The sequence below is a fragment of the Paenibacillus sp. J22R67 genome, from assembly GCF_059692175.1.
Window position 1 is genome coordinate 16650 of record NZ_JCAUAX010000010.1, and the last position, 24846, is coordinate 41495.

Sequence of the window (24846 nt, forward strand, 5' to 3'; positions counted from 1 at the left end):
TTATCCAACTACTTAAACATCTATATCCGCTACATGCCTTAGCTTATCAGGGTTCACAACCAAATAGACAGCCGCAACCTGACCCCCTTCAATATGGAAAGTCATCACATTGTTCGGCTGTCCATCCTGATAAGAGACGACACCCAATTGCCCATTTACGGTCGTCAGCTCAAAGCTAAAGCCACTCGGAACTTTGGACAGTACGCCTAATAAAAACATCGCAATACGTTCCGCTCCCTCAATAGGCCGTATTGCCGCTCTAACCTTGCCCCCACCGTCCGAATATAGGACAGCTTCTGTTTTGACTACACTTAGCAATTGAGCCATATTGCCGGAAATTAAGGCATGTACGAATTGCTCAACGATAGCGTTAGCCTGCTCCCCCACTGGCTGTTTAGGCCTTATGCTCCCTATACTCTCGTCATCCTGACTGGCAAAGACGCTGATCGCGCTCTTGGCTCTGCGGAAAATCTGACGGCAGTTCACGCTACTTTTTTCAACAATGTCAGCAATTTCCTCATAGTCGTATTGCAGCACTTCCCTTAAAAGGAAGACCGCCCTCTCTACCCAGGAAAGCTGCTGCAGCAGTAATAGGTAAGCGGTGGATAGGGACTCTTTTTGCGTATAAAATAGTTCTGGCGCATCACTTTGGCTCTCTATCGCCACAAGCGGCTCCGGTAACCACGGGCCTACATAGACTTCGCGCATTTTGCTTGCGGAACGCAGTTTGTCGATGCAGCGGTTGGTTACCATTTTGCATAGATAAGCTTTAGGATTCTGGATGCCTTGCGGATTTCTCTCATTCATATATAGAAAAGTTTCTTGGACAACATCCTCGGCATCCATAACACTACCCAGCATCCGATAAGCTAACGTGAACAAAAGCGGTTTATACGCTGTATACATCTGCTCGGCATCACCAGCAGTTTCCATAGCTCACACCCCCTGCTATTGCCATTTTACGCCATGCTGCTGCTCTTTAAAATAGCGGTCGCAGCCCGCTTGGCACTTGCTGCTGAAGCATCGGCGAGCATTTCGCCGTGCGTGACCCAATCTCCGGCCACATAAAGGCCGCTGACTCCCTCAACTGCCGGCCCTGTGAACCGGCTCGACTTTCCTCGATGCAGCGTGTCATGGACAACGGTGATATTTGGAAGGAATTGACGTGCCACTAGCTCATCTTCCCAACCGGGATGAAGGGTATTCATCGCTGCGGTGAGCATGCGCTCGTCAGCTTTCGGATCACCTTCACCTGGACCATTATACTTCACCAAATGCACAACCAAGGTTCCATTGTCGCTTAATTTGGCGTTCACCGTATGGTGAGAGAAGAATATCGGTTGATCAAGGCCCATCGCAATATCTCGCCCGCCTTCAGGCAATTTTCTCAATCCAAGATCCAAGCATGCCGCCATGGACGGACGAGCTTGATCCTTCCACTGTTTAAGTAAGGTACGGTCGGCCGCATCACTTACTAGCTTATAAGTTTCTGACGGCGAAGCTGTGCTTATGACGTTAGCTGCCTGGATATGCTCCCCCTCGGCAAACTTAAGTTTATTAACCCTACCATTTTCCAGCACGATTTCTTTTACATCTTTCCCGCTTATGATTTGTACACCCGCTTGGATGGCTTTGTCTCTTAGCTGATCCACAATTGTTTGCCAACCTCCATGAAGGTAAAGGACACCTTTTAAAGCACGTTGCAACTGAGCAAGCGCCGCCCCCGCTAATTGAAAGTCGGGATCCTGTGCGTAAGTAGCCGTTCGGCATAGCGAGTAAAAGACGTGCCGGACCATCGGATCCGAAATCTCCGCCTCCGCCCAGTCTCTCAGGCTCATGTCAGGGATGCGGCTTGCGTCCATTCTGGCAAGCTTCATCACAAGTTTCATGAGCTGCATTTTACCCGGCCACGTCAACAGCTTCGAAGCTAGCATACTGGTGAGATTTGCAGGCATGGGGACGATTCGATTGTTCCACATCGCCTTAATTTTGGATGAAGGCTTTCCCCCGTCTAATTGGATTCCCAGCTCCGTCAAAATCGCATAAGCCTGCCCCGCGCGATACAAGGCATGCCCGCCAAGATTAAAAAAGGCGCCGTTCTTCTTATTCGTCATCGCCCGACCTCCCAAGCGTGCAGCTCTTTCAAGTATAACCACCGTCTGCCCGCTTTTTGCTAATTCGATAGCCGCGATTAGGCCTGCCAAGCCACAGCCTATTACAGCTGTATCGTATTGTTTATGCAACTCCGTCATGCTCCATCTCCTCCGTTTTATCTTTTCAGTACATATGGCGAGTGAGGTTTGCGTTTTGTGACAAAAGGGGCGCGTTGTTTTTCAGATGGTTAGTGGTGGGGCACGTGGGGCGAGGTTTTCCACGACAGTTAACGATGTTTTACATCGTTACAGCGGGCAATTGGCGCGTTCCGCATGCGTTAGCGATGAAATACATCGTTACGGCGGCGGGATCAGCATCGGTCGGAGACTTCCACGACAGTTAACGATGTTTTACATCGTTACAGCGAGCAATTGGTGCGTTCCGTATGCGTTAGCGATGAAAAACATCGTTACGGCAGCGGGATCTGTGGTGGTCGGAGGAATGCCAAAAACCTCCAACCCGCATAAGCAGAGTCGGAGGCCAAGGCCAAACTATTCTACGATCCCGCGCCGCGGTACCGTTTCACGCCAATATTCCAAACCGTAATACCAATAAAGCTGAAAACAACGCCCATGACCGGTGTCAGCAGCGCGAACCATTTCCAGTTCGCCGGATCAATGAAATACGCCGCAGGATAAAAGCCAACGAACGCGAACGGCAATATCCACGTCAAAATGCTGCGGAGCAGCTTATTGTAAATCGTAGCCGGATAACGCCCATAGTTCTGGATGTTCCAAATCAGCGGCAGAATGCCCGTAGGCGCATCAGAGTAAAAACCAAGCGCCGTCAGCGAGATGTACACGCCAGCATAGATCAGGATGGAGCCCACTACCATCAGGATGAAAACAAGCGGGTCATGCCAATGGAAAGGAATCCCCAGCTTCACCCAGGAATAAATCATGACAACCAGCCCTGCCAAAGCGCTAAAGAGTGAAGATGGACTGAGATTCTCCAGCATCAGCTGCCATAAGTTGTAAGCCGGACGGGTCAGGATACGATCCATTTCCCCTTTAACAATATATCGTTCACTAAAGCCCCACAGATTAAAAAAAGTGATGAATATGCCATAGGGGATCATAAAATAGCCGTAAATGAACAAAATTTGTTCTTGATTCCAGCCGCCGAGCGATTGTGTTTGCAAAAAAACGACGAGAATGAAGAATAAGTTGAGCCCATTGAACATCAAATCGGAAAGCACTTCAATCCAGAAGTCGGATCGGTAGGTGAGACGGGTTTTCATGTAATTTTTCAGATACTCAACAACTAGGGAGACATAGAACGCCATGTATTAACCCCCCTGTACGAATAAACGCGTTTTGGATTTGACCCAGAGAACTACCATGGGAACGAGCAGCAGCAAGAACCATAGAACCTGTATGCCGAGATTTTGAAAAATGGCCGCACCCGCAATTTTCCCTGTAAACACTGCGCTCGGCAAGTACGTAATGGCTTGAAACGGCAGCCACTCTAGAATCGATTTGGACCATCCCGGGAAAAAGGAAATCGGAATAATTAACCCTGAAAATAAGTCGACCGCAACGCGCTTCATGCGCATTAGGCCTTCGTTATTTTCCAGGAAGAAAGCAAACAACCCCGTGATGATATTAAGCTGCGTATTGATCAGGAAACTGAAAAACAGCATAACAAAGTAGATCACCCAAAGGCCAGGATCGCTTGGGAACTCAATCGGCAGCAGCAGCCATATGAAAATCATGCCCGGCACGGTGAAGAGCAGCAAGCGGAAGACACCTTCTCCGAGTCCCTGCATCATTTTCACAAATACATAATTATACGGCCGAATGAATTGGATCGCCACACTGCCGTCTCGAATTTCATTGGCAATTTCCCGGTCCAAGTTATTGAAGTAAAACGCGCGTCCCATCCACGAAACCGCGACATACGTCGTCATTTGGCCTAGTGTCAGACCGCCGATCATCTCTTGCCCGCCATAAATGGCTTTATAAACAAAATAATAGGACCCAATATTGAGAGCATAGATCAAAATGCCGCTGTAGTAATTCACCCGATAAGCAAGCATCATGAGAAAACGCATGCGAATAACTTCCAGATAAGCACTAAGCATGTGTGAAGGCTCCCTCTGGCTGCTTTGTTTCCTCTGGACGTTTCACATCAGCTGAACCTGCTTTATATATTTCTCGTACGATGTCATCTGTGTTGGTTTCGTTGATTTTGATATCTTGAATTTGCACAACGCCAACCACTCGACTTAGCACTTCAGATACGTTCGCGCGCTCGTAAGGAATGAACACCTTGGCGGACAATTCGTTCTCAAGCTGCCACGCCACATCCAGACCACTCGTCAACTCTTGCAGACGTGGTAATGTAATCGAATACTCGAACTGCAGCACCACTTCCTTGCCTTTGCCCCACTTGGCTTTCAGCTCTTCCAGACCGCCATCATAAATAATACGGCCGTCATCGAGCATAATAACACGCGAGCAAAGCGCCTCAATATCCTGTAAATCATGCGTAGTCAGCAGGATCGTTGTCTCATAACGCTGATTGAGTGATTTCAAAAATTCGCGAATTTCTGTTTTCACGACGATATCCAAACCGATGGTTGGTTCGTCTAAGAAGAGAATCGCCGGATTATGAATCAGCGAAGCGGCAAGTTCACAGCGCATCCGCTGCCCCAGACTCAATTTACGGACAGGTCGTGATAGTAAATCAGATAATTGCAGGCGGTCGACAAGTTCGTCGAGGCGCTTTTTGTAGTCGGCTTCGGAGACACGGTATACTTTTTTCAACAATTGAAATGATTCTACAACACCGATATCCCACCACAGCTGACTGCGTTGGCCGAACACAACACCGATTCCAGCTACGAACTTCTCGCGCTCTTTAAATGGAACGAAACCATTGACCTTAATGTGTCCGGAGGTCGGTACAAGGATGCCGGTCAGCATCTTGATCGTGGTTGATTTACCGGCGCCATTTTCACCGATATATCCGCAAATTTCGCCCTTAGGAATCTGAAAGCTAATGTCCTTTACAGCTGTAATATGTTTGTACTCTCTATGAAATAAATCTTGGAAGGCGCCCTTTAGCCCCCCACGGCTCTGCTGAACTTGAAATTCTTTGCGAAGCAATTCTACATCTATGGCTAACATGAACTTCCTCCTGTCTAGGTAGACTCGGCTACACTTGGCTACATATAACGGCAAAATTCGCCGTAACTTGCTATCGAAGTTTGGTAGCATCTATAATATGGATCATAAAGATAAAATGTACAACAACTGCACCAAACCCATGATACATGAATTCTGTAAGAAAAAAAAGTACAGATTATCCCTACCTTAGAAAGGAGCGCAGAACCATGAGAATTATTAAACGAACCTTGCTCCTGATCGGCTTACTCCTGATAGTGGTGGCTGGTTATTATTCCTATTCCTTTTATCATTTTGCGCAAAATATTTCCAACAAACCGGATGCGCCCAAAGGCAGCACACCTCTTATTGCCCAAGCGGTTAAGGACAAGGGTGACAAGTACACGCCTCCTAAGTGGGAGGGTAAGAACCGCGTTAACATTTTACTATTAGGCGGAGATTCCCGCGGCATGGTGAAGAATGAGCTGCCCCGGTCCGACAGTATTATGCTCGCTTCAATTGATCCGGTGACTAAGAAGGCTCACCTCTTCTCGATCCTTCGTGATACATATGTGAAAATCCCCGGCGAAGGCGAAGACCGCATCAACACAGCGATTACGACAGGCGGTCCGAATTTAGCCATGAAAACCGTCAGTGACTTGCTCGGTGTTCCGGTGCAATATTATGTTTATACCGATTTCAAAGGGTTCATCGCTCTTATTGATGCCGTTGGCGGGATTGAAATTGACGTCGAAAAGGATATGAAATATTCCGATTCGGAAGATGACCATGTGTATGATATTAATTTGAAAAAAGGACTACAGCATCTCGATGGGAAAACAGCCCTGCAGTATGTGCGCTTCCGACATGACGCTTTATCGGACTTCTCTCGTACAGAACGCCAGCGGAAATTCCTAACGGCCGTTGCACAGAAAATGCAAACTACGTCATCTCTCATTAAATTGCCTAAGATTTTGAACGCAATGGATCCTTACATTGATACGAATCTTAGCGTGACGGATATGCTGAAGCTCGCTTCCTTAGGCTATGAAGCCAAGGCTGATGGAATCGTCTCTTCTCAGCTACCACCGAGCGAGCTCCTTGTCGAGAAAAACGTTCGAGGAGCTGCAGTTATTACGGCAAACAAAGATAAATTGCAGCAGTATGTGAGGGACTTATTTGCTGGCAAAGCGGACGCGGATACAGGCCCAACGAAGCCATCGCCGTCACCTACACCAAAAACTTCCGTGAAAACAACGTCGAAGTAATTGGAGCGACTAAAGATAACGGATGATTGAGCGACTGAAGGCTTACGTAAAAATAACGGCAGAGTAAGTGACTGAAGATTAACATGCCTCTACTTGCGCTGGGCTTATTGCCCCTCAAGTAGAGGCTTTTTATGAGATCATTAACTGCTCGATTCGTCCGTAACGGACTCCATCGCCGCTATTTGGGCTTTTTGTGGCATTTAGCGAGCAGGTTCGGACACCAGAGCCGTTATCAGCCACGAATCTAGTAAAATCAACATCAGAAACATCAATTAACGGCATCTCAGTCCGTTACATCCAATATTTACGCTCAACAAAGGAAATAACGCCTCCTGAGTCCGTTAGTTACCGTCCAATATACATACTACTTAATAAAGGAATGATATCTACTTATGGAACGCAAAAACTCTGAGCAGCTATATCAAGAAGCTCTAAAGCACATCGTGGGCGGGGTCAACTCCCCTTCCCGCTCATTCAAAGCCGTCGGCGGCGGCGCCCCCGTCTTCATGAAGCGTGCGCAAGGCGCACACTTTTGGGATGTAGACGGGAATCGCTTCATTGACTACCTCGCCGCCTACGGCCCTATCATTACCGGTCATGCGCACCCGCACGTGACCGAAGCGATTTGCCGCGCGGCACAGAACGGCACGCTGTACGGCACCCCGACCGAACTCGAAATCGAGTTCGCACGAATGCTGAAGTCCGCGATTCCCTCGCTGGACAAAGTGCGCTTCGTCAACTCCGGCACCGAGGCCGTGATGACGACGATCCGCGTGGCGCGCGCCTTCACCGGGCGCACCAAAATCATTAAGTTTGCCGGGTGCTACCACGGCCACTCCGATCTAGTGCTTGTGGCGGCCGGCTCCGGGCCGTCCACGCTCGGGACGCCGGACAGCGCCGGCGTGCCTGCAAGCATCGCGCAAGAGGTCATCACCGTGCCGTTCAACGACATTCCGGCACTGGAAGCCGCGCTCGCGCGATGGAGCGAAGAGATTGCCGCGGTGATGGTGGAGCCCATCGTCGGCAACTTCGGCATGGTCATGCCCCATGCCGGCTACCTTGAGCAGCTCTGCGCGGCTGCTCACAGATACGGAGCCCTCGTCATCTACGACGAGGTTATCACGGCGTTCCGCTTCCACTATGGAGCGGCACAGACCTACCTCGGCCTCCCTCTCGTGGAGGGCGGCACAGCCGAGGCGGCGGCGCGCTTCGCCGCCGTCGAGCCAGACCTTACGGCCCTAGGCAAAGTGATCGGCGGCGGACTGCCGATCGGGGCCTATGGGGGCCGCAAGGCCGTGATGGAGCAGGTCGCTCCGCTCGGACCTGCGTATCAAGCCGGCACGATGGCGGGGAACCCCGCCTCCATCTCGGCCGGCATCGCCTGCTTGGAGGTGCTCCAGCAGGCAGGTGTTTACGCCAAGCTCGAGCAGCTTGGCGCGACGCTTGCAGACGGCATCGTGGAATCCGCTGCGAGACACGGCATCGCCTTGACGCTGAACCGTATCGGCGGCGCGTTCTCAACCCACTTCTGCGATCATCCCGTCACCAACTATGACGAAGCGCAGGATACAGACGGCGAACGCTTCGCGGACTTCTTCCGGCTCATGCTGGAGCAAGGGATCAACCTCGCTCCTTCCAAATATGAAGCATGGTTTATGACCATTGCCCACACGGAAGAAGACATCGCTCAGACACTCGATGCGGTGGATCATGCTTTCAAAATCATGAAAACAAGATAAGGTTAAATTTTTTCGAAAATACACACAATTAAAGTGATTACGTATAAAAAAACATCAAATCATGCCCCATCGCGCAAGGAATTTTCTGTTACCGATTCCGTTAGACTTGCCCTAGAAACGAACTATGATCCTATTAGGATGATAGTTCGTTCGTATTTTAAGTAGCCACCAAGCAATAAAAGAATTACCTTTATTCACCATTATACAAAAAAGGTAACGCTTACATTTTTGTTTTCGCTCTGCAACTATTGTCGGATGCACATTTTCGTGCTATTCTAAGATTACTTTTACCCTTTTAACGAAAAGTCTTGTTTTCGCAGTATTTTCCTAGAAAGTTAGGGCATGATTTACAAATTCACGTTCGTTTTTTGTATACGATGCCTTACTTTAAGACGGGTCGATTCTTGACTGATTTCAAGGGAGCCATTTCCTCGAAATTGGCATGCTATTCAGTTAAATTGCATTTTTATTCAAAATCTCGCATATTTCGTTTTTGATCACTTTCCGGTCATCCACTGAAAATGCTAAGAGTTGCGGGCTCACGAAAGCCAAAATGCAAGAAATGTAGTGAACGAGGAGTTAAATATATAGGGGAGGTGACGGTCAGGCGACTGACCTGAGCAATGAATGAAATTATGCGTAATGAAGGCCGTTTTCAAGATCTACTAGGAACCGAACACGACAGCTGCGGTATTATTTGTATTATTGAAAAGAACGGTCATCCTACCCGTGAAAACATCCAAAAAACGATTGATGCCCTAGTAAAAATGGAACATCGCTCAGGATTTATTAACGGCGAAGGCGACGGTTGCGGTATTTTAACTGACATTCCACGCGCTCTTTGGGAAAAGAAATTAACAGATGCGGGTCAAGACGGCAAACTTGCTTACGATAACCGTTTTTCTGTTGGACACATCTTTGTTCCGCGCAAACTTGACCTGACCGTTACCGAGATTCAGAATGGCATCCGTGAGTTATTTGCTTCCCACGACGTGTCCATCATTCTCGAGCAAGAAAACCAAGTTGATAGCAACGTTCTTGGTCCTAATGGACTAAACGATGAGCCTACGTTCTGGCAAATCGCTGCAATCAGCAACAAAACAGAAGGCCAAGTGGCTGATCACCTTTTTGAGCTGCATATTGCGATTGAAGATCGTTACAACGTTCACGTTGCAACATTAAGCAATGTAACTTCAGCTTACAAAGTGTTAGGCGCAGCAAGCATTCTTCCGAAATATTTTAACGACACGCGTGATCCGCTTTTCGCTTCCCAAGTTACAATCGGTCACAACCGTTATTCCACGAACACACTGTCCAGCTTCTTCCGCGTTCAACCATTCTCCCTGCTTGGGCACAATGGCGAAATCAACACGGTTAAGAAACTTCGTCTCGAAGCAGACATGGTTGGCGTTCCACTGGTTAGCGGCGGATCTGACTCCCAAGACATGAACAGAACGATTGAAACGTTCATTCACCGTTTTGGATTATCGCTTTTCGAAGCCATGGAAATGGTTTTCCCTCCTATTATTAATGAAATGAAACAATTCCGTCCGGAACTTCAAGATCTGTATGTTTACTACCGTCAAGTTTGGGGTCACTTCGCCCAAGGTCCAGCAGGTATCGTTTCCCGTTACGGTAACGAGTGTATTTTCAGCGTGGATGCGCTTGGTCTACGTCCTGTTTGGATGGTTGAGAGCGAAACTTCCCTATACTTCTCCTCGGAGCAAGGCGTTATCACGGTTGGCGACATGGTTGCTGATCCGAAGCCTATCGCACCAGGTGAGAAAGTCGGCGTTGTGCTGACACCGGGTGAACATGTTCAAGTCATTCCTTACCATGAAGTACAGACTCTTGTATATGAACGCGCAAGCAAACGTCTGAATATTAGCGGACTTCGCAAATATCTGAATCCTTTGAAAACTGACACACAAGCCGAGCTCAACGAGAACATGGTTGCAACGGATCAATTGTACAGTGCGTTCGGTTGGGATCGCGACGGTATTTCTTATATCGAAACGATGTCTGAAACAGGCGCCGAGCCAATCCGTTCCCTGGGTCACGACTCCCCTCATGCGGCTATTGCTTGGGAACGTCAAAACGTGCCTGACTTCATTAAAGAGAGCGTTGCGGTTGTTACCAACCCGGCGATTGACCGTGACCGCGAAATGGAGCATTTCTCGACTCGTGTTATTGCAGGATCACGTACGCCAGTTTACGCTCAGGTTGATGGCAATCTGCGTCTTGAGCTTCTAGCTCCGCTTGTACTTGAGGGTACGAACGGTGTAGACAGCGAAGAGCATTTGTCCCAGCCTTCCTATGAGCAGTTGGTTGCTTTGTTCCGTGCACAAGGTGACAATGCTGTAGCTGTGCTTTCCACGACTTTTGCAAGAGGAACTTCTCTTGGCGCTGGTTTGGACGCTTTGGCCGCTGACGCTATTGCTGCCGCTCGCGCTGGCGCTGCACTTATTATTCTTGATGATTCAGAAGCTCACCAAAACGATCGTTTATGGCTTGAGCCTCACTTAGTTGTATCCAAAATTGATATCGCACTTCGTGCGGAAAAGCTTACTTTCGGTGACAACTTGCGTCGTCACGTTACATTGGTGCTTCGTTCCGCAGCTATTCGCAACCTGCATGATATCGCAGTAGCTTGTGGTGTTGGCGCAGACGTTATTTCACCTTACTTGTTGTTCTCAACTGCTTCTGATAAAGAAGGCAATGCGGCAGCAGCACGTAAAGTATATGCAGCTCTTACGAAAGGTCTGGAGAAAGTCATCTCCACGATCGGTACGCATGAGCTTCGCGGTTATACACGTTTCTTCTCCTCCATCGGCTTCCACCCGGAAGTGGCTGAGGTGCTTGATATCGTGAACTACCTTGGTAGTGAAAAAGCTGGAACAGGCTTTGCACAGCTCGAAGCTGACGCTGAAGCTCGTTACAACGATTTCACCAATCCGAAAGCAAAAGCAGCGAAAAACTTCCGTTTCTTCCAACGTATGTGGAAAGCGCTCGGCGATGCGGCTTCAGGAGCTGCTGCTTACGGCGACTACCGCGACAAACTGCGTGAAGAAGAGAAGAAGAACCCAATCTCCATTCGCCACATTGCTGGATTCAATGTTGAGAAAGCACTTGGAGAAGGTCGCAAAGCACTTGATCCATCGAAGGTTGATATCTCCATTGGCGGTCATTCCTTGCCGATGCTGATTTCCTCCATGTCCTTCGGTTCACAGAACGAAACAGCTTTCCGTGCCTACGCTGAAGCCGGCGAACGCCTGAACATGGTAACCATGAACGGCGAGGGCGGAGAAATTAAAGATATGCTCGGACGCTACAAAAAAACGCGCGGTGCACAAGTGGCATCCGGACGTTTCGGGGTTAACGTTGAACTAGCTAACGCGGTTGCTTTCCTTGAGATCAAAATCGGTCAAGGTGCTAAACCGGGTGAAGGCGGTCACTTACCTGGCTCCAAAGTTACAGCAAAAATCGCTGCAGCTCGTAACGCAACAATCGGTTCTGACCTGATCTCCCCTTCGAATAACCATGATATTTATTCGATCGAGGATTTGGCTCAAATCATTTCCGAGTTGAAAGAAGCTAGCGGTCGCAAAGCGAAAATTATCGTGAAAATCCCAGTCGTACCAGGTATCGGTACAATTGCGGTGGGTGTTGCCAAAGCAGGCGCTGACGTTATTACGCTTTCCGGTTTTGACGGCGGTACAGGTGCAGCACGTATTCACTCCTTGACACACGTTGGTCTTCCTACTGAAATCGGAACGAAACTTGCCCACGTGGCTTTGATCGAAGCAGGTCTTCGTCACCGCGTTGAGCTGTGGTCCGATGGGGGTCTGAAATCAGGTTCCGACGTAGTTAAAATGGTTATGCTCGGTGCAAACCGTGCAGGTTTTGGTAGTATCGCTATGCAATCGATCGGTTGTACAACATGCCGCGGCTGTCACTTAGACACTTGCCACGTTGGTATCGCAACGCAAATCGATTCCTTGGAAGAAGCGGAAGAAAAAGGTCTTCGCCGTTTCGTCCCTCGTCAATTTGACGTAGCTGTAGACAGCTTAGTTCGTTTGTTCGGTGGTATTGGCGAAGAAGTACGTGAAGTTGTTGCTTCCCTTGGATTCACAAGCTTGCAAGACCTTGTAGGCCGTTCTGACCTGCTTGAGCAAATCAGCCACTTGGATCGCATTGATCTGTCTGACATTCTTCGCCCTGCTCCGCTTCAGTTCGTTTCTGATGCTGAGAGAGCTATGGAAGAAGCAGCAGTATCCTCTGATATCCGTATCGCGGCTGGTGCAGAAGGTCTGGAATTCTTCCCTGAATCCTTGGCGTTTGACGCTCCAATCGTTCGCAACTGGTCCAAAGTGGATGCAGAGTCACGTATTCTCGGAACTCGTTACTCCAGCCATCGCGTTAGAGACCGTTTCGACGGCAGCTACGATGAACTGCCAGCTATCGCTCTGAACCTCGTTGACGGATCTGTTCCAGGTAACGGCTTAGGTGCGTTCAATGCTCGCGGCGTTGACATTACCGTTCAAGGTGGTGCCGAAGATGGTCTTGGTAAAATGGCGTTCGGTGGTAAAGTGGCCATCGTGAAGTCACTTGGCAAGAACAACACATTCATCAATGGTAGCGTTGGTAAATCGTTTGGTTACGGCGCACAAAAAGGCTTGTTCTTGATTCAAGGCAGCGCAGATACACGTGCTTGTATCCGTTTCTCCGGTGCAGACGTCGTATTCGGCGGCGAAATTACGACGCCTCTACGAGATGAGCTCGGCGGTCTTGCTGCACGTGCGAACCTCAAAGGCTTTGCGTTCGAATACATGACAAACGGCCGTGCCGTTGTTATGGGCGATCCTGGTCCATGGATTTGTGCAGGTATGACAGGTGGAGTTATCTACCAACGTCTTGTACCAGAAATGGGTCTAGACCAAGCAGCTATCGAACGTCGTATTGCCAAAGGCGCAAAAGTTAAAATTGAGACAATCGGCGTACAAAGTATCAAAGATCTTACTGAGTTGCTCACAGCTTACCGCACAGAGCTTGCTAACTCCGGTCAAACGGATGCTGCAGTCAAAATCGACGGTTTGCTAAGCAATCTTGAAACTAACTTCATCCGTATCTCCCCGGTCAACATGCAAGCTGACCAATCCGTTGCTACGGAATAGATAAATGAAAGCTCCACAGGACCCTTAAGGTCTTGTGGAGCTTTTTTTATACCGTGGCGAGAAAACCACGAAGGCTCTGCATAAAAGAGCCGCACAAATCACACGTTATTAGGGCAACACCCATCCGCATACCATAGGAGGTTTTTTGCTATGAGCCAATCGAAACGCCGCGAAGAAGCAGCATGGAAAAGCCGCAAACAAGCTAGACATCCACATGGTAAGGTGAAGTCTCTGGCCGAATTCGCCAGTGAGTACGACGCGGGACGTAACAAGTAACTTAAAGCCCCCTCCAACGTCCAAAAGAGGGACCAACTCAAAGCAACCCGGTGATCGCGCATCCTAGGATACGCGGCCGCCGGGTTCTTTGAGTTACGCGAGGCTATTGGCACTATCCCTTTCACTCAGCATGCAGCTTGACATTCACTATTGACACTATCCCTTCCACTCAGGGAGTCACTCTGGATACCGTTCACCGACACTATTCCATTCAATCACATTCAATCCAGTTGAATCACCAAAAATCTCCTGACTCTTGGGGATAGTGCCGATAGTACCTTTCATCCTAACTAAACACATCCTTGGCGCTGTCCGTAAGCACATAAGTATCCTGCGGCTGACTCGTGATGAAATGACACGGGTCTCCTAGCGCGAAGATGTACAATTCGTGCATAGCTCGCGTGCAAGCCGTGTAAAACAGCTTGCGCTCATTCTCATGGCCGTACAGATGATGGGAACCATCATAAATGAGTACGGCATCGAATTCGACCCCCTTCGCCAGATACGAAGGGATGACGAGCACACCCGACTCGAAGGTCGGGCTGTGTTTGGTGACACGCCCCAGCGGCACCTGCAGCAGGGGCTCAAGGGCTTGATGCGCGAGCTCAGCCTCGCTCGCGGTTTTGGTAATGATCGCGATGGAGGCATAGCCTTCATCCAGCAGCCGCGCTACTTCGGCTGCCTGCTGGCTATGCAGCGATCCGCGATCGCTGGTCTGGATCACCCGCGGCTTGCTGCCGGCGCGGGTGAAGGGCTCTATGGCATCGCCGCCAGGCACGATGCCGCGGGTGAACTCCACGATCTCGCGCGTGGAGCGATAGCTGCGGAACAAACGGATGACTTCCGTTTGTTCTGGCCCGTACAGAGCGGCGATCGGATCGATTTCGCTGTACGCGGAAGCGTGGGAATAGATCGCCTGGCTCAGATCGCCGAGCGCTGTCATGCGGCAGCGCGGGAAGAGCCGTTTCAGGTAAGCCAGCTGAAACGGAGAATAATCCTGCGCTTCGTCGATAATGACGTGGCGCACGGCACCGTTCGTTTGGAAGCCGCAGACAGCTTCCTGCAAATACAGGAACGGCGTAGCGTCCTCGTACGGCAGCCTGGCCTGCGCCAGCTCCTCCAGCGTCCGCCCGCAGATTTCGGACCAATAGCGAGGTTTCTCTGCTATCAGCTCTCTTTCATCCGCGGCTGTCCCCTCTCTCTTTTCAAACAACTGTCCGTAAAGACCCGTCATATCAACGAATTTAAGCTGTTTCACCGCGCTTCGAATAGACTTTAAATGCTCTTTCATGACGGTCCGAGCGAGCATATGCCTTTCTTGCTCATAATCATCGAAAGAAGAATCAAGTCCCTCTTCCATTTTGCGCAGCTTGATGTAGGCACGATGGTACTCTTCACTGCTGAGAAGTTCGATCTCTTCATCGACCCAAGCTTCCTCGATCTCAAGCTTTGCAAAAAGCTCCAGCTGCTCTACTATCCATTCTTTCATAAGCTCCAAGCGGTTAGGAAGCCGAATCGCGGTATCATAGCTGTAAAAACGCTCCACCAAACGAGCCGCGCTAAGTACCTCTTTGTCACGAAACTTAATAGGGTTAAATAACATCCCCACTTGCTCAAGTTGCTTCTTATAAGCCTCTATAACAGCAAGAAAAGCAGTCGAAGATTTATAATAAATTCCGCTCAAACGCGCTTCATAGGCTTCTTCCATCCCTAGTGTTCTCTCAGACACATCGTCGAGGCCACCCCTCGTCAATACATATTCCAATTGTGTAAAAGAGTCCTCTACCTCAAACATGTAGCCCAATCGATGCTCCAAATAAGCTTGATAGGTTGTTTGCTGCATATTTTCTTCACCTAGCTCTGGCAGCACAGTGGACACGTAATGATTAAACAGTGGATTGGGCGAAAACAAAACCATCTGATCCGAACTCAGCTTATCTCGGTGCTTATATAGGAGGTAAGCAACTCTCTGCAACGCAGCTGACGTTTTACCGCTGCCCGCGGCCCCCTGCACGATCAGCATATGGGCGCTGTCGTTGCGGATGATACGGTTTTGCTCTTTTTGAATGGTCGCTACGATCGTCTTCATTTGTGCATCCGAGCTCCGGCTGAGCACTTGCTTCAGCAGTTCATCACCGATGGTTACACCGGTATCGAACATAAGATGAATCTGACGGTCACGAATGACAAATTGGCGCTTCAAAACCATTTGACCCTCTACCGTGCCATTCGGTGTAGTAAACTGCACTTCTCCTGGTGCAAAATCGTAATAGAGGCTGGAGATTGGAGCACGCCAATCATAGATCAGATACTGACCGGCTTCCTCATCCAGAAAAGATGAAATACCCAGATACACAGCCTCTTCTTCGTGCTCACCGCGTTCAATGAAATCGATTCGGCCAAAATAAGGCGAATGGACGAGCCTTCTCAGCTTGCTTAATGTTTGGGCTGCCTGGCGATGCGTTCGTTCCCGCTCAGATAGCACTTCTGATTGCTGTCTCATGCTCGCGATGGATTCTACCGCATCTTCTGCCGTACTCATATCCATCGTGACTTCGTCCCAATAATGCTTACGAATCTCGACAACATCCGATTGAACCAGGCCAACCTGCTCCTCCAGTTCCGTGATTTTGGCGGCTATCTGCTCTGTAACTTCCTGCACTCTTTGCTTTTCTGCTGCCTTTGCTTGATCTGTTAGACTCATTCCAACGCCTCTTTTCTTACCATTTTATTACGATTTGACATAGGGGTTGTTTTGGTGCTATAATTAAATTGGGATAAAAATGTTTAATAATTGAAAATATTTGAATCAATCTTTATTTTAACAATTAACTCTCCAAAAATCAATAAAAACCCTAGGTCTTTGACCTGGGGTTTTCTGGCATTCTTTTTCATAAATTCTTTTTCACACATTCTTTTTCACGACATCTGCTAGCCTCTGACTCCTGAAATCTCAGCAGCCATGCTGCTCACGAATTTGATTCACAGCGCGGATATGATGTTTTGCATGGCCTGCCATCATTTTAAGCAATTGCACCACGGACTCTTCACGGTTCATCGTGGTGACGGTTCTCTCAAGCGCATTAGGCAAATGCTCGCATAGTCCAAGAATATGCTGCCTCATAGCCCTGAACAGCTGTACTTCTGCGTGAATCGGCCGATTCCGATAATCCAGTCCAGCGCTCCAATCATCCTGTGAAAAGCTGTTACCTTGATAGGTGCGTCCCGGTTCTGCCAACGCGAATTTCACCTTGTGCAGCGTAACCAGCTCTAAGTCGATCAGATGCAAGATTTGCTCGCGAATGGACCATTTGCCGGGAGCTTGCGCTAGACTAAGCTGCTCCTCCGTCAATCCCGCTATTGCGCTCTCTAATTCGCCAGCACCCGCTGCATACATCTCTACAATCTCAGTATTTGTGGCCGGTAACTCTTCCCAGTACACAAACGTATATCGATCGATGTCATGCACAAATAGCTTACGAATATGGCCTAGATCCTCTTCTTTTCGCAGTTCCTTACAGTCTCTGGCTTGCAGGTTAAGCTCCACATCATTCACTGAAGCTACGCCAACGTAGATGAGATCTCCCTTTTTTGGCGAGGCGTGTTTGCTCAGCAGCCAGCCTGCTAATAATTCCGTTTGCTCTTCCGTTACTAGCTGAGCATACGGTTCTTTTTGCTGTATCAACACGGCCTCATAGTCTGTCGTGATTCGCAGCAATGCAACAGGACCGGAAGCGGCTCTTTCGAGCAACTCCCAGCCCAGTTGTTTCGTATAAAAGGCAATCGATGCCTGAAGATCATCTACCTGCAATAGCAGCTTCGCCCCGTTATGTTCCATCGCTCTACTTCTTGGCCGCTCGATAGGCCTCAATATATTGCGCAGCTCGCTTGGCAACTAGGCTGTAGTTGCCTGTTTTGACCGCTTCGCTGGTCAAATCCGAACCAATGCCGACAGCAACGGCGCCGGCCTCAATCCATTCACCGAGGTTGCTCAGTGATACCCCGCCGGTTGGCATAATGTTCGCCTGTGGCAGCGGACCTTTAATGGCCTTAATCATCGCCGGCGAGTAGAGATTGCCGGGGAAGAGCTTCACGATATCGACGCCAAGCTCCAGCGCCGTCTGAATCTCTTGAATCGTCATGCAGCCAGGCATGACGGGCACGCGGTAACGGTTGCAGAGGGCAACCGTGTTCGGGTTAAGCGACGGGCCGACTACGAACTCGGCCCCGCTCAGGATCGCTGCACGCGCTGTCTCCGGGTCTAGGGCTGTGCCCACCCCGATAATCGCGTACTTGGAAGCGTCCTGCGCCTGGCTCGAGTAGCGCTTCGCCAGCTCCTCGATTGCGCGCAGCGCAAATGGCACTGTCATCGTGACTTCGATGACTTTAATGCCGCCTGCAATGGCTTGATCCGCCATTTCAACGACTTCTTCCGGCGTCTCTCCACGCAGTACGGCAACGACGCCTTCACTTGATATTTGCTGAACAAGTTTCAATTTCTTCAATGGAATCTTCCCCTTCTTATGCAAGCATGAAATTAGCGTTCTATATGTTTAACATCGTTAAGAATGGCGTCTACTTGCTCCCAAGTTGGAGCGCCTTCCCAATCTCCCTCGGTTTGAACAATCAAGGAGCCTACCAGATTACCGATACGCACAGCTTCTGCATAGTCGTACTCTTTGGATAAGCCTACCAAAAATCCCGCACAAAAACCATCACCTGCGCCAACCGTATCCACCACTTGCTCTGCTTTAAAATAAGGAACCGCTGTGATTGAATCTTGTGTTACGACATAGGTTTCGTTCTCCCCGCCTTTGACGATGGAAACAGCGGACAATTCACGCAGCTTGCTCACGATGACATCCCAGTCATCCGTCTGGTAGAGCAGCTTTAGCTCATCAAGGCCCGGCAGGAAAATATCCGCCAGCTTAGCAAACTCAAGAAGCACAGGGCGCGCTTCCTCTATTCCCCAAAGTTTCAATCGCAGGTTAGGATCGAAACTAACTTTAACGCCATGTTTGCGTGCCAAACGAACCGCTTCAAACGCAGCCTCTTTGCAAGACTCGCTAAGCGCCGGAGTAATGCCAGTGATATGAAGGATTTTTGCCCCGGCAATATAACCTTCGTCCAAATGCTTAACGCTCATCTGGCTTGCTGCTGAGTTTTTGCGATAGTAGTACACGGAGGTTTTGCCCATGATCATTTCGCGCATCATAAGGCCTGTCGGAGCTTCTGCTGTCAGTTCAGCACGGGAAACATCGACACCTTCTCCGCGGATTTTTTTGTAAATTAGACGGCCCATCGGGTCTTTGCCTAAACGTCCAAACCAGCCTACTTTGCCTCCAAGGCGGGATATCCCGATAGCCACGTTGCTTTCCGCACCGCCAAACAAGCTGTGCAGCTCAGACGAGTACTCCAGTCCCTTCCCGTTAGAAGGCATCAGCAGCGCCATCGTTTCGCCAAAGGTAATAATGTCAGGTCCAGTAACCGATTGCGATTGCGTATTCGTCGTCATATGAGTTCTCCATCCATTTTCTGATCGTTAGTTGAAACGTTTAAATAATACATATATCTCATATTATAGTGTATAACGACCATTTGTACCAGATAGTAAGATTAGAATCTTCCCTTCCCCTAGTAGGCGAATCCTCCAAAAAGGAGAAAAAACCTCAGACTTATGTCTCAGGTTTCATCCTTCCTATATGACAGCTAAAATCCGGTAGCTTCGGCTTTAATCAATTCTTGCTTAAGTTCATCATGGATCTCGCCGTTGGTGGCCAGTATGTTGCGAACCGCCAAATTGTAAGGTCTACCTTCGGTATCGGTCACCTTACCGCCCGACTCTTGGATAAGCAATGCGCCCGCTGCAATATCCCAAGCATTCAGACCAATTTCCCAGAAGCCGCTCAGACGTCCTGAGGCTACATAGGCCAAGTGAAGCGCAGCTGAGCCTGCGATCCGGAGGTTGCGCACTTGGGGAGATAGCGCCTGAATACCTTTCAGGTTAATCGGTAATGCTCCATTGCGATCCGCTGGAAGACCTGTTGCAACCAGACTGCTAGATAGCTGGCCATCCAGTGAAACGACTGTCTTCTTGCCGTGCATATAAGCGCCTTTCCCCTTCTCAGCAACGAACAGCTCGTCACGAGACGGGTCGTAAACGACACCAACGATGATCTCGCCCTTGTGAGCGAGTGCAATTGAAACAGAGAAGAACGGGAAACCGTGAACAAAGTTCGTAGTTCCATCAATGGGATCCACGATCCATAAGTATTCTTCTTCGCTCATGGCTTGAAGCGCTTTGGCCGATGCTTCCGGACCAGGTTCTACCCCTTCTTCACCGAGAATGGAGTGATCCGGGAAATGCGTCATGATCAAGTTGCGAATAAGCTTTTCCGAGCCTTTGTCCACTTCGGTCACCAGGTCCTGCGGAGAAAATTTCGTATCAACACGGCTGATTTCGCCCATTTTGCTCTTGATCCATTGCCCAGCTTTGGCTGCCGTATTGATAGCCACTGCCGTAAAACTCTTACTGCCGATGACGAACGGCTCCGCCCCACCATTTACCACTTATATCAACTCTTTCTTTTTTATTTAGATTTAGAAGTAAGTTAAGTATAGTAAATTATACGTTTTAAATACTAGTGCGTTTCATCCCAAAATATTCGTACATTTATACATTTATTAATAAAAAAAGAAGATTTTCAGATATTTACAAATAAAAAACCATACTGCCGCGTAGGCAATACGGTTTTCTGAAAGTCATAAGACATTAAAATAGCTTAAATTCCAACGATATGGTAACCACCGTCAACATAAATTACTTCACCTGTAATGCCGCGGGACAGGTCGCTCATCAAGAACATCGCGGTATCGCCAACTTCTGCTGTTTCCGTTGTTTTGCGCAGCGGAGCTTTCTCTTCTACTTGACGCAGGATCGAGTTGAAATCTTTGATGCCTTTGGCAGCCAAGGTACGGATCGGACCAGCGGAAATACCGTTCACACGAATGCCGAATTGGCCGAGATCAGCCGCCAGATAGCGCACAGAAGCTTCCAATGCAGCTTTGGCAACGCCCATGACGTTGTAGTTTTTCATTGCGCGCTCGGCGCCGAGGTAGGTCATTGTCATAATGCTGCCGCCTTCTGTCATTAGCGGGTAAATCCGTTTGGAAACGGCAACAAGGGAGTAAGCGCTGATGTCATGCGCTAAGGCAAAGCCGTCACGCGATGTGTCAACGAACAGTCCGTCCAATTCTTCCGTTCTTGCAAAAGCAATACTATGTACAAGGCCATGCACGACACCGAATTTTGCTTTAAGCGTATCAGCTAACGTATCAATTTCAGCGTCTACCGTTACGTTACAAGGCATAAGCGTTGAACCTGGAATTGTGTCAGCAAGCTTGCGCACGCGTTCCTCAACACGCTCATTTTCGTACGTAAAGACTAGATTTGCTCCTTGTGCTGCTAAAGATTGAGCAATAGCCCATGCGATGCTGCGATCATTGGCAACACCCATGACAAGTATATTTTTTCCTGTTAACAGTTGACTCATGGCCGGAAAAACCCCTCTCAACATTGGATTATGCGTCATTCATACCCATTCTCCAAAGTACCCCATTTTGCCAAACAATTCAAGAAATAAATCTGAGCCATTATAGCTCAATCGAGGCTTGACCCAGGATAACGATTCCTTCCTGGAGCTTAAAATCCTCCATAAGACGAAATAGCGCCTCATCCTTCATCTTCGCTTCAATCATGATATCGAGCCTTGGGGTAATAGGGGCAATCGCACGAAGAAAAGTTAGAAGTGGCCCTACCTCCACATAATCGGCGTGGCTTCGAGGATCCGTCTCGCTTTTGGGGCTTGAAACGTGAATCTTCGGTGGGAGTTCGTTTGTCCAGGTTTGTTGAATTCGCGGCCACAGCTCGGCGGCATCTTCTCCCTCGTTGTTCACTGCATGATGATGAACATCCAGAACCATGGGAACACCTACTGTTTCAGCAATTTCCAGCGTCTCTAGCGCATTGAAAGTTTTATCGTCGTTCTCTAACGTAATCCGCTTTTGGATTTCAGGGCGCAGCGTGGAAAAGTTTTGGATAAATCGCTTTGCGGCCTTCTTCTTATCCCCATATGAACCGCCTACATGGATGTTGCACATAGCCTCCTCGCCAAGTCCCATCGCATTCAGCATCGCGTTATGCCGTTCCAAATCCTGAATGGACTTCTGCAGTACATCATCTTTGGGAGTGCTTAGGACTGTGAAGTGGTCTGGATGAAAGCTTACGCGCATCCCCGCCTGCTTGGCATAAGCCCCTAGCTCCTCGAATTCCGCTGAAAGCGTTGGAATGGGGTCCCAGTCCCCTAACATTTCATGCCCGATAAGAGGGATGAATCTAGAGGAGAAGCGGAACACCATGATATCATGAGCCCGGTTATGCCGTAGCAATCTCAATGTATTATGCAAGTTTTCCGCACCCAAGCGTTCCAGCTTCCGGATGGCAGCTTCCTGGTCCAGAAGCTTGCTGAAGCTCGTGACTGTCATTGTTTTGGATGGCGAGGCATTTTTGACAACCGCCGACATCGCCACATACCCCAAGCGAATAATCATGCACATGTAACCCCCAAGAAAGTTCAGGTCAAAATCCTGTGTTAGGTTACCCTTTTTCCAGCTGTCACATTCACTAAACCGACTAGGATAACGCAGCAATGATTTTAAAACCACAAAAAGCAGTTATCGCAATAGGTAAAGGGCTTAAAGCAAGCATACCGAACTTAGTGGCGCGGTCTTCTTTGCGCAAAGTTAGTAAATTACCAAACAACCATACGAGGAGATACAGGAGCAATGCCCCAGCTGCCATGTACTTTTGTTCAGTTGAAGAAGGGGCCATGAAACCGTAAAAGCCGAAAATCATATAAATAAGCACATACGGCGTCGGTATACCGAGTACGATATTAAAAAGCCAGTAGGCGGTAAATTTCATCCTATTCATCCCTTTGCTGTGGAGTCTGCTCAATTAATTGTAGCTCCGGTTGGAAAGGCGAATAAGTACTAATTTCTTATAGTACCTTTAGCTGGGGGGGGGACACCTCTCGGAGGGTTTCTTTCGCCATAGTGATGTTTTCCATCGCTAACGTATGCAAAACGCACCAACTGCCTGCTTTAACGATGTAAAACACGCTTATCTTTCATAGAATCGCTCGAAACCACCGATCCCGCCTCCATAGTGATGTTTTTCATCGCTAACGTATGCAAAACGCACCAACTGCCTGCTTTAACGATGTAAAACATGATTATCTTTCCCGGAAATCCTGTACCACCCACTACGTTGCACTTTGTGCAACATTATGACCGCAATTAGCCCTCCACACTCCCTACAATGTACTTAGTACAACATTATGGTCTGCAAACTGCTGTTTTCGAGCCACAGCGCCAAGATGATTGTACTTTGTGCAACGAAGCACGCGATTGCAAGCAATAAACCGCTTTCATGTTGCACAAAGTACAACAAATCACACCATCGCTCCACAAAATGAGCGGAGGAGCCCCAAACCAAAAAAGACACCGTCCTCACGGACGATGTCTCCCTCTTCTTCCTCTTTCTGTACACTCCGCTGCTAACTAAGCTTGCTCACCAAAAAACATCTCATAAGCAAGTTTCGTCTGTACCTGCGCCTCTTCCTCCGTCAAACGACGAACGAGTTCCATCTCCACTTGTGTCACTTCTTCACCTTGAAAGTTGATTTCCGCGATGGAAGCAAGGATTTTGACGATCGCGATCGCTTGATTCTCAGGGGTGTAGGCAATAACTTTCTGCCCTGTCGGGAACACGCGGAAGCCGCTTTTCACCATTTTGCCGCGGCCATACTCTAGAAGCTCGAAGAGCTCCTGCGCGGACTTGAACTTACAAACTGAATTAAACTCCGATTGGAATCCCATTGGCATCTACTCCACATCAAAAGAATATTGGATACTTTGCTTCGCTGTATGCCGCTCAACTGCTAGACGAATGAGATCATCCAGCAATTCTGTATAAGGTTTGCCGGATTCCTGCCACAGCAGCGGATACATGCTGTAAGGCGTGAAGCCAGGCATCGTATTGATTTCGTTGATATAGATCTTCTGATCAGTTTTGCCTAGGAAAAAGTCAACACGGGATAAGCCGCTGCCATCAACAGCCATGAAGGCTTGAACCGCAAGCTGTCTAACTTGCTCCGCTGTTTCAGCCGGAATATCTGCCGGAATCACCATAGCGGATTTGCCGTCTATATATTTGGCTTTGTAGTCGTAAAATTCATTCGAAGATACAACTTCGCCTACGACCGATGCTTGAGGTTCATCATTCCCAAGAACAGCAACTTCAATCTCGCGGGCATCAATATTTTCTTCAATAATGACTTTACGGTCATATTGGAAAGCGAAATTAACCGCTTGAATAAGTTCATCTTGATTTCTCGCTTTGGAAATACCGACGCTTGAGCCTAAATTAGCGGGTTTCACGAAGCATGGATAACCAATCGCCGTTTCAAGCTCAATGAGGTGATATGCGCGATTCTTCTCCCATTCCGTCCGAGTGAAGTGGCGGAAAATACATTGCGGAAGTCCCTCTTGCGCAAATATTTTCTTCATCATGACTTTATCCATACCAACTGCGGAGGCAAGCACGCCTGCTCCAACGTAAGGGATATTCGCCATTTCCAATAAGCCTTGAACCGTCCCATCCTCACCAAACGTACCGTGTAACAGCGGGAAAATAACATCTAGGCTTGTGTCCTTCGTTCCAGCCCCCGCGGCAGCAGCGATAGCTACATCGCCCTTCGCGTGAACAGCTCCGAAAATAGGGGCTAAGGCATTAGAAACAGGTGCATTCGCGGAATCTCCGCTGCTGAAGGTCAATACCTCTTTCGATGCAACGGGTGCCAAGAGAGGCGCGCCGCTTTTCCACTCTCCTTTTTTGGAGATGTAAAACGGTACCACTTCATATTTGGTGAAGTCTACGGCTTTCATAACGGCCATTGCGGTTTGCAAAGATACGTCATGCTCTCCTGATTTCCCCCCATAAATTAGTCCAACTCTTATTTTGCCGCTCATTGCGTACCTCCGTCTAGTCGTTCTATTCCTTCAAAAT

At 48.7% G+C, this 24846-nt stretch carries 20 protein-coding genes; 4 read left to right on the forward strand and 16 right to left on the reverse strand.

The genetic code is table 11. From position 1 onward, the window contains the following. Positions 1 to 12: 12 nt before the first annotated feature. The 5 genes from AC58VC_RS28775 to AC58VC_RS28795 form a co-directional block, all read right to left on the reverse strand. Positions 13 to 933, reverse strand: a complete 921-nt coding sequence (locus AC58VC_RS28775; protein WP_497373856.1) for an RNA polymerase sigma-70 factor — start codon at positions 931 to 933, stop codon at positions 13 to 15. A gap of 26 nt (positions 934 to 959) precedes the next feature. After that, positions 960 to 2252 (reverse strand): phytoene desaturase family protein, encoded by a 1293-nt coding sequence (locus AC58VC_RS28780; protein WP_497373858.1) that lies wholly within the window; start codon positions 2250 to 2252, stop codon positions 960 to 962. A gap of 398 nt (positions 2253 to 2650) precedes the next feature. Then, positions 2651 to 3439 carry an ABC transporter permease gene (locus AC58VC_RS28785; protein WP_497373860.1) on the reverse strand — a complete coding sequence of 263 codons (789 nt, stop codon included), beginning with the start codon at positions 3437 to 3439 and terminating at the stop codon, positions 2651 to 2653. Between the two features lie 3 nt (positions 3440 to 3442). Continuing rightward, positions 3443 to 4237, reverse strand: a complete 795-nt coding sequence (locus AC58VC_RS28790) for an ABC transporter permease (protein ID WP_497373862.1) — start codon at positions 4235 to 4237, stop codon at positions 3443 to 3445. After that, complete coding sequence (locus AC58VC_RS28795; protein WP_497373864.1) at positions 4230 to 5285, reverse strand: ABC transporter ATP-binding protein; 1056 nt, start codon at positions 5283 to 5285, stop codon at positions 4230 to 4232. The genes AC58VC_RS28790 and AC58VC_RS28795 overlap by 8 nt, the downstream gene beginning before the upstream one ends. Positions 5286 to 5491: 206 nt before the next feature. Between AC58VC_RS28795 and AC58VC_RS28800 the strand changes: the two genes are divergently transcribed. The 4 genes from AC58VC_RS28800 (at position 5492) to AC58VC_RS28815 (ending at position 13718) form a co-directional block, all read left to right on the forward strand. Further along, positions 5492 to 6529 (forward strand): LCP family protein, encoded by a 1038-nt coding sequence (locus AC58VC_RS28800; RefSeq protein ID WP_497373866.1) that lies wholly within the window; start codon positions 5492 to 5494, stop codon positions 6527 to 6529. A gap of 392 nt (positions 6530 to 6921) precedes the next feature. Then, on the forward strand, positions 6922 to 8268 hold the full coding sequence (locus tag AC58VC_RS28805; RefSeq protein WP_497373868.1) for a glutamate-1-semialdehyde 2,1-aminomutase: 1347 nt from the start codon (positions 6922 to 6924) through the stop codon (positions 8266 to 8268). Positions 8269 to 8891: 623 nt separating this feature from the next. Further along, positions 8892 to 13442 carry a glutamate synthase-related protein gene (locus tag AC58VC_RS28810; RefSeq protein WP_497373870.1) on the forward strand — a complete coding sequence of 1517 codons (4551 nt, stop codon included), beginning with the start codon at positions 8892 to 8894 and terminating at the stop codon, positions 13440 to 13442. Between the two features lie 150 nt (positions 13443 to 13592). Further along, a complete protein-coding gene (locus tag AC58VC_RS28815; protein ID WP_235959360.1) occupies positions 13593 to 13718 on the forward strand; it encodes a DUF6254 family protein in 126 nt (41 codons plus the stop codon). Positions 13719 to 14004: 286 nt separating this feature from the next. On the opposite strand, the gene helD is transcribed toward AC58VC_RS28815, so the two are convergent. From helD to AC58VC_RS28870, 11 genes are all read right to left on the reverse strand, one after another. Next, entirely contained in the window at positions 14005 to 16422 is a 2418-nt protein-coding gene (gene helD / locus AC58VC_RS28820) for an RNA polymerase recycling motor HelD (RefSeq protein WP_497373872.1), read from the reverse strand. Between the two features lie 249 nt (positions 16423 to 16671). Beyond that, positions 16672 to 17556 carry a DinB family protein gene (locus AC58VC_RS28825; protein WP_497373874.1) on the reverse strand — a complete coding sequence of 295 codons (885 nt, stop codon included), beginning with the start codon at positions 17554 to 17556 and terminating at the stop codon, positions 16672 to 16674. Between the two features lie 4 nt (positions 17557 to 17560). Beyond that, a complete protein-coding gene (locus AC58VC_RS28830; protein ID WP_497374320.1) occupies positions 17561 to 18223 on the reverse strand; it encodes a bifunctional 2-keto-4-hydroxyglutarate aldolase/2-keto-3-deoxy-6-phosphogluconate aldolase in 663 nt (220 codons plus the stop codon). Between the two features lie 32 nt (positions 18224 to 18255). Next, positions 18256 to 19233 (reverse strand): sugar kinase, encoded by a 978-nt coding sequence (locus tag AC58VC_RS28835; protein ID WP_497373876.1) that lies wholly within the window; start codon positions 19231 to 19233, stop codon positions 18256 to 18258. Between the two features lie 194 nt (positions 19234 to 19427). Next, on the reverse strand, positions 19428 to 20288 hold the full coding sequence (locus tag AC58VC_RS28840) for an inositol monophosphatase family protein (RefSeq protein ID WP_497373878.1): 861 nt from the start codon (positions 20286 to 20288) through the stop codon (positions 19428 to 19430). Between the two features lie 212 nt (positions 20289 to 20500). After that, entirely contained in the window at positions 20501 to 21271 is a 771-nt protein-coding gene (fabI, locus tag AC58VC_RS28845) for an enoyl-ACP reductase FabI (protein WP_497373880.1), read from the reverse strand. Positions 21272 to 21371: 100 nt separating this feature from the next. After that, on the reverse strand, positions 21372 to 22328 hold the full coding sequence (gene uvsE, locus AC58VC_RS28850) for a UV DNA damage repair endonuclease UvsE (protein WP_497373882.1): 957 nt from the start codon (positions 22326 to 22328) through the stop codon (positions 21372 to 21374). Between the two features lie 82 nt (positions 22329 to 22410). Next, complete coding sequence (locus AC58VC_RS28855) at positions 22411 to 22710, reverse strand: hypothetical protein (protein ID WP_497373884.1); 300 nt, start codon at positions 22708 to 22710, stop codon at positions 22411 to 22413. Positions 22711 to 22880: 170 nt separating this feature from the next. Continuing rightward, positions 22881 to 23009 (reverse strand): hypothetical protein, encoded by a 129-nt coding sequence (locus AC58VC_RS28860; RefSeq protein WP_497373886.1) that lies wholly within the window; start codon positions 23007 to 23009, stop codon positions 22881 to 22883. A 330-nt stretch (positions 23010 to 23339) separates the two neighbouring features. Next, a complete protein-coding gene (locus AC58VC_RS28865) occupies positions 23340 to 23657 on the reverse strand; it encodes a hypothetical protein (protein WP_161406644.1) in 318 nt (105 codons plus the stop codon). A 6-nt stretch (positions 23658 to 23663) separates the two neighbouring features. Continuing rightward, entirely contained in the window at positions 23664 to 24809 is a 1146-nt protein-coding gene (locus AC58VC_RS28870; RefSeq protein ID WP_497373888.1) for a D-alanine--D-alanine ligase, read from the reverse strand. Positions 24810 to 24846 lie beyond the last annotated feature (37 nt).

Bases quoted from the DNA above. Each gene is read 5' to 3' on its own strand.
- AC58VC_RS28865 (WP_161406644.1), bottom strand. From the start codon at position 23,657: ATGGGATTCCAATCGGAGTTTAATTCAGTTTGTAAGTTCAAGTCCGCG.
- uvsE (WP_497373882.1), bottom strand. From the start codon at position 22,328: ATGATTATTCGCTTGGGGTATGTGGCGATGTCGGCGGTTGTCAAAAAT.
- AC58VC_RS28815 (WP_235959360.1), top strand. From the start codon at position 13,593: ATGAGCCAATCGAAACGCCGCGAAGAAGCAGCATGGAAAAGCCGCAAA.
- AC58VC_RS28835 (WP_497373876.1), bottom strand. From the start codon at position 19,233: ATGACGACGAATACGCAATCGCAATCGGTTACTGGACCTGACATTATT.
- AC58VC_RS28785 (WP_497373860.1), bottom strand. From the start codon at position 3,439: ATGGCGTTCTATGTCTCCCTAGTTGTTGAGTATCTGAAAAATTACATG.
- AC58VC_RS28870 (WP_497373888.1), bottom strand. From the start codon at position 24,809: ATGAGCGGCAAAATAAGAGTTGGACTAATTTATGGGGGGAAATCAGGA.
- AC58VC_RS28795 (WP_497373864.1), bottom strand. From the start codon at position 5,285: ATGTTAGCCATAGATGTAGAATTGCTTCGCAAAGAATTTCAAGTTCAG.
- AC58VC_RS28855 (WP_497373884.1), bottom strand. From the start codon at position 22,710: ATGAATAGGATGAAATTTACCGCCTACTGGCTTTTTAATATCGTACTC.
- AC58VC_RS28825 (WP_497373874.1), bottom strand. From the start codon at position 17,556: ATGGAACATAACGGGGCGAAGCTGCTATTGCAGGTAGATGATCTTCAG.
- AC58VC_RS28790 (WP_497373862.1), bottom strand. From the start codon at position 4,237: ATGCTTAGTGCTTATCTGGAAGTTATTCGCATGCGTTTTCTCATGATG.
- helD (WP_497373872.1), bottom strand. From the start codon at position 16,422: ATGAGTCTAACAGATCAAGCAAAGGCAGCAGAAAAGCAAAGAGTGCAG.
- fabI (WP_497373880.1), bottom strand. From the start codon at position 21,271: ATGAGTCAACTGTTAACAGGAAAAAATATACTTGTCATGGGTGTTGCC.
- AC58VC_RS28800 (WP_497373866.1), top strand. From the start codon at position 5,492: ATGAGAATTATTAAACGAACCTTGCTCCTGATCGGCTTACTCCTGATA.
- AC58VC_RS28805 (WP_497373868.1), top strand. From the start codon at position 6,922: ATGGAACGCAAAAACTCTGAGCAGCTATATCAAGAAGCTCTAAAGCAC.
- AC58VC_RS28780 (WP_497373858.1), bottom strand. From the start codon at position 2,252: ATGACGGAGTTGCATAAACAATACGATACAGCTGTAATAGGCTGTGGC.
- AC58VC_RS28810 (WP_497373870.1), top strand. From the start codon at position 8,892: ATGAATGAAATTATGCGTAATGAAGGCCGTTTTCAAGATCTACTAGGA.
- AC58VC_RS28860 (WP_497373886.1), bottom strand. From the start codon at position 23,009: ATGTTTTACATCGTTAAAGCAGGCAGTTGGTGCGTTTTGCATACGTTA.
- AC58VC_RS28775 (WP_497373856.1), bottom strand. From the start codon at position 933: ATGGAAACTGCTGGTGATGCCGAGCAGATGTATACAGCGTATAAACCG.